This is a genomic window from Albidovulum sp. (assembly GCF_049646345.1).
In the GTDB taxonomy this organism is placed as follows: domain Bacteria; phylum Pseudomonadota; class Alphaproteobacteria; order Rhodobacterales; family Rhodobacteraceae; genus Albidovulum.
Genome location: NZ_JBARVQ010000110.1, coordinates 1 through 4,332 on the forward strand (window position 1 = coordinate 1; position 4,332 = coordinate 4,332).

The following is a 4,332-nucleotide window of genomic DNA, read 5'->3' on the forward strand; positions in this document are numbered from 1 at the left end:
GCATTCGATCCTCTGTATTCTGAGCGATGAGGGCGGGGCCGAGGTCGTGCCGCTCGACGTGGACGGGATCGCGTCCGGCAATACCACGCGCGGCCACCGCTTCCTTGCGCCGGATGCGTTTTCTGTAACCTCCTTTGAGGATTACGCGGCAAAGCTGAAGCGCGCCAAGGTGATGCTCGACCCAGAGGAACGGGCCGGGCATATCTGGCACGACGCCACCAACGCCGCTTTTGCCGCCGGGCTGGAGGTGGTCGAGGATAAGGGCCTTCTGACCGAGGTTGCGGGGCTTGTTGAATGGCCCGTCGTGCTGATGGGCCGGATTGGTGAGGACTTTCTGGGCCTGCCGCCCGAGGTGTTGCAGACGTCGATGAAGGAACATCAGAAATTCTTCTCCTGCCGGAACACCAAGACCGGGCGGATCGAGGGCTTCATCACGGTCGCGAACAATCAACCCGCCGACCACGGCACGACGATCCTTGCCGGGAACCAGAAGGTGCTGTCGGCGCGGCTAAGCGACGCGAAATTCTTTTGGGAGAATGACTTGCGGACCGTTGCTCAGACGGGTCTGGAGGGCATGGCCGAAGGGCTGGCCAATGTCACCTTCCACAACAAGCTCGGGTCTCAGCGCGACCGCATCGACCGGATCGAGGCGCTGGCGCGCGAGATCGCGCCCTTGGTCGGGGCGAAGCCCGATCTGGCGGCAGAGGCCGCGCGGGTCGCCAAGGCCGATCTGCAATCGGCGATGGTCGGCGAGTTCCCCGAACTTCAGGGTACGATGGGCGTCTACTACGCCAAGGCGGCAGGGCTGCCAGAAGCGGTCGCGAATGCCTGCAAGGAACACTACCAGCCGCTCGGCCCGTCCGACGCCGTGCCGAGTGATCCGGCAAGCGTCGCCGTTGCGCTCGCCGACAAGATCGACACGCTGACTGGCTTCTGGGCGATCGACGAGAAACCGACGGGGTCAAAGGACCCGTTTGCTCTGAGACGGGCGGCATTGGGGGTGATCCGGTTGGTTCTGGCGAATGCGAGAAGGATGGCCCTTCACGATCATTTCTCGGCACAGTTGCTGAGAAACGATATGGCAATCGCGACCGCGCAGAAGCGACATCACGACGAAAAGGCAAAAAAATTCAAAGAGGAAACAGCTTCAGGAATAACAAGCTTCTCCTTGGGTGTTGCGACCGTTACGCGTGAGGTTGATGGTCGAAAGGTAGATGCCCGTTCTCCCGACCTCCTCGCCTTCTTCCACGACCGCCTCAAGGTCCACCTGCGCGACGAGGGCATCCGCCATGACGTCATCGACGCCTGCCTTGCCATGCCCGGCAATGACGACCTGACGCTGCTGGTCAAACGCGCCGAGGCGCTGAGTGCCTTCCTCAAGACCGATGATGGCGGCAACCTCATTCAGGGCTTCAAGCGGGCGAACAACATCCTGACACAGGCCGAGGAAAAGGACGGGGTTGAATACAGCTTCGGCGCCGATCCGAAGTTTGCCGAGGATGAGACCGAACGCGCACTCTTCGCCGCGCTTGATGCGGCCGAGGCCGCCATCGCGCCCGCGATGAACGCAGAGGATTTCGGGGCGGCCATGTCGGCCATGGCGAGCTTGCGCGCGCCCATTGATGCGTTCTTTGAGGCGGTGCAGGTCAATACCGACAATGAAATCGTACGGCGCAACCGGCTGAACCTGCTCAGCCGCATCCGCACGATCTGCCTGTCCGTTGCGGACCTGACGAAACTGGATGGCTGACACACCGCAGTCCCGGATCAAGTCCGGGACTGCGGTCCGATTACCCCTCAGCCGTGAACTGTGCCGCAGCCACGGTCCAGCCCTGCGGCCCTTCCACCAGCACCGCCGAGAGGATCGCGCCGACACGCCCCGCATCCGACCCATCGGCATTGACGATGCCCGAAAGCACATAGCGCTGCATCACCTGCGCCGCACCGGGGGTAAGCATCCGCAGCTTGGTCCGCCCGGTCACGAGCTTGGCCCGCGCAAAGGCCCCGGCCAGTTCACCCGCCAGCGTTTCGGCAATCGCCTTCTGCCCCTCGGCCCAATGCCCCGTGAGGGTCAGGAAATCGGCATCCTCGGCGAAGAAGGCGGCGATAGTCTTGGCGTCGTGCCCGGCCCAGGCATTGGCGAAGGCGCGGGGGAAGGCGTCGGGGGCGGGCAGGGTCACTGGCTCACCTCCACCACCTTGCCGGGGTTGAGGATGCCGTCGGGATCGAGCGCCCGCTTGATCCGCGCCATCACCTCCCATGCCTCACCATGTTCCATCGCCATCAGGTCCTTCTTGCCCATGCCCACCCCGTGTTCGCCAGTGATTGTGCCGCCCAAGCGGAGCGCGCGTTCGGCCATTTTATGCGCCAGCGCCTTGGCGGTCTTGAGTTCACCCTCATTGCCGCGTTCGATCAGGAGGATTGCGTGGAAATTGCCGTCACCGACATGGCCGAGGATCGGCCCTGTCAGCCCGCTTTCCGCAATGTCCTCGCGGGTTTCCCGCACCGCCTCGGCCAGTCGCGAGATCGGGACGCAGATATCGGTGACAAGGCCCATGGAGCCGGGACGGTAGGCAAGACAGGCCGGGTAAGCGCCGTGGCGCATCTTCCACAGCCGGTTGCGATCCTCGGTCGACGTGGCCCAGTCGAAATGCGCGCCGCCCATTTCGGCCACGACCTCGCCGAACCGCTGTGCATCCTCGGCAGCGGAAGTGTCAGAGCCGTGGAACTCCACCATCAGATGGGGCTTTTCGGGCAGGGACGTGCCGTTCGCAGCGTTGAAGACGGCGGCGGCGGTTTCATCGAGGAATTCGATCCGGGCCATGGGAATGCCCATCTGGATCGTGGCGATGACTGTCTGGACGGCGGATTCGAAATCGTCAAAGGCGCAGACGGCGGCAGAGATTGCCTCGGGCTGGCCGTGAAGCCGCAATGTCAGTTCGGTGATGATGCCGAGCGTGCCCTCGGAGCCAACGAAGAGGCCGGTGAGGTCGTAACCGGCCGAGGATTTGCGCGCGCCCGATCCGGTGCGGATGATGCGCCCGTCGGCCAGCACGACCTCAAGCCCCATCACATTGTCGCGCACCGTGCCGTAGCGCACGGCGGTGGTGCCCGAGGCGCGCGTCGCCGCCATGCCGCCAAGCGAGGCATCGGCGCCGGGATCGACCGGGAACATCAGGCCAGTGGCGCGAAGTTCCGTGTTCAGTGCTTCACGGGTGAGGCCCGGCTGGACGACTGCCTGCATGTCCTCGGTCCGGACCTGCAACACCCGGTTCATGCGCATGAGGTCGATTGTGACGCCGCCCCGGATCGCCAGCGCATGGCCTTCGAGCGAGGTGCCGGTGCCCCAGGCGGTCACCGGGCAGTGATGGCGCGCACATATGGCGACGATACGGGCGACCTCTTCGGTCGTCTCAGGGAAAGCCACGGCATCGGGGGGCGTGTCGGGAAACCATGCCTCGTTCTTCCCATGCTGATCACGTTCGGCCTTGGACCGCGCGAGGCGATCTCCTAAGAAGGTTTCGAGTTCGGCAAGTGCTGCGTCGTGGGGCATGATAACCTCAGGGGGCGGGCGCGGCGACCCTAGGCCAAGCGGGCCGCCCGGGGAAGCCCTGAGAAGATGGCCCCGCGGATTTGTGCCGGGTGACGGAAGAGACCCCGAACTGGACCCGCCGACAGGTGTCGGCGATCCGCGCTGAACTGGCGCGGGCGTTGGGTGTGATGCGCAAGCGGGGGCCGAGCCAGATCCAGTTCTGGTTCATTGCGCTGGCAATCGGCATCGCGGCGGGTTTCGCGGCTTTGGCCTTCCGCAAGGGGATCTCGGCGCTTCAGACCTTTCTTTACGGCAGCGACGATCTGCGTCTGGCCTCGGTCGCGGGGGAGCTGCCGTGGTGGTGGGTCCTCTGCCTGCCGATCCTAGGCGGGCTGGTCGTGGGGTTGATCCTTGACCGGTTCACGCCGGACGGGCGGGTGCGGGCCGTGGCTGACGTGATCGAGGGCGCAGCATTGAACGCGGGGCGGGTAGAGCGGCGTGCGGGCCTTGCTTCGGCCGCGGCCTCGCTCATCACGCTCAGTTCCGGCGGGTCATCGGGGCGCGAGGGACCGGTCGTGCATCTGGCCGCCGTGATCGCCACCTGGGTGTCGACCCGGATCAACGCGAATGGGATCACCGGGCGCGACCTTCTGGGTTGCGCGGTCGCCGCCGCAGTGTCGGCCAGCTTCAATGCCCCGATCGCGGGGGCAATTTTCGCGCTGGAAGTGGTGCTGCGCCACTTCGCCGTCCATGCGTTCGCGCCTATCGCCATCGCCTCGGTTGCGGGGACGGTAATCAAC

At 65.0% G+C, this 4,332-nt stretch carries 4 protein-coding genes; 2 read left to right on the plus strand and 2 right to left on the minus strand.

Annotated elements, in window-relative coordinates:
- The coding region (gene glyS / locus WBB85_RS02820) for a glycine--tRNA ligase subunit beta (protein WP_432637108.1) at positions 1-1,750 on the plus strand (1,750 nt) is incomplete at its 5' end.
- Positions 1,751-1,790: 40 nt separating this feature from the next.
- Here the strand turns inward: glyS and WBB85_RS02825 are convergent.
- Complete coding sequence (locus tag WBB85_RS02825) at positions 1,791-2,180, minus strand: SgcJ/EcaC family oxidoreductase (protein ID WP_432637109.1); 390 nt, start codon at positions 2,178-2,180, stop codon at positions 1,791-1,793.
- A complete protein-coding gene (locus tag WBB85_RS02830) occupies positions 2,177-3,553 on the minus strand; it encodes an FAD-binding oxidoreductase (RefSeq protein ID WP_432637110.1) in 1,377 nt (458 codons plus the stop codon). The genes WBB85_RS02825 and WBB85_RS02830 overlap by 4 nt, the downstream gene beginning before the upstream one ends.
- A gap of 125 nt (positions 3,554-3,678) precedes the next feature.
- On the opposite strand from WBB85_RS02830, the gene WBB85_RS02835 reads away from it, so the two are divergent.
- Positions 3,679-4,332: chloride channel protein (locus WBB85_RS02835; protein ID WP_432637111.1), on the plus strand; the 654-nt coding region annotated here is incomplete at its 3' end.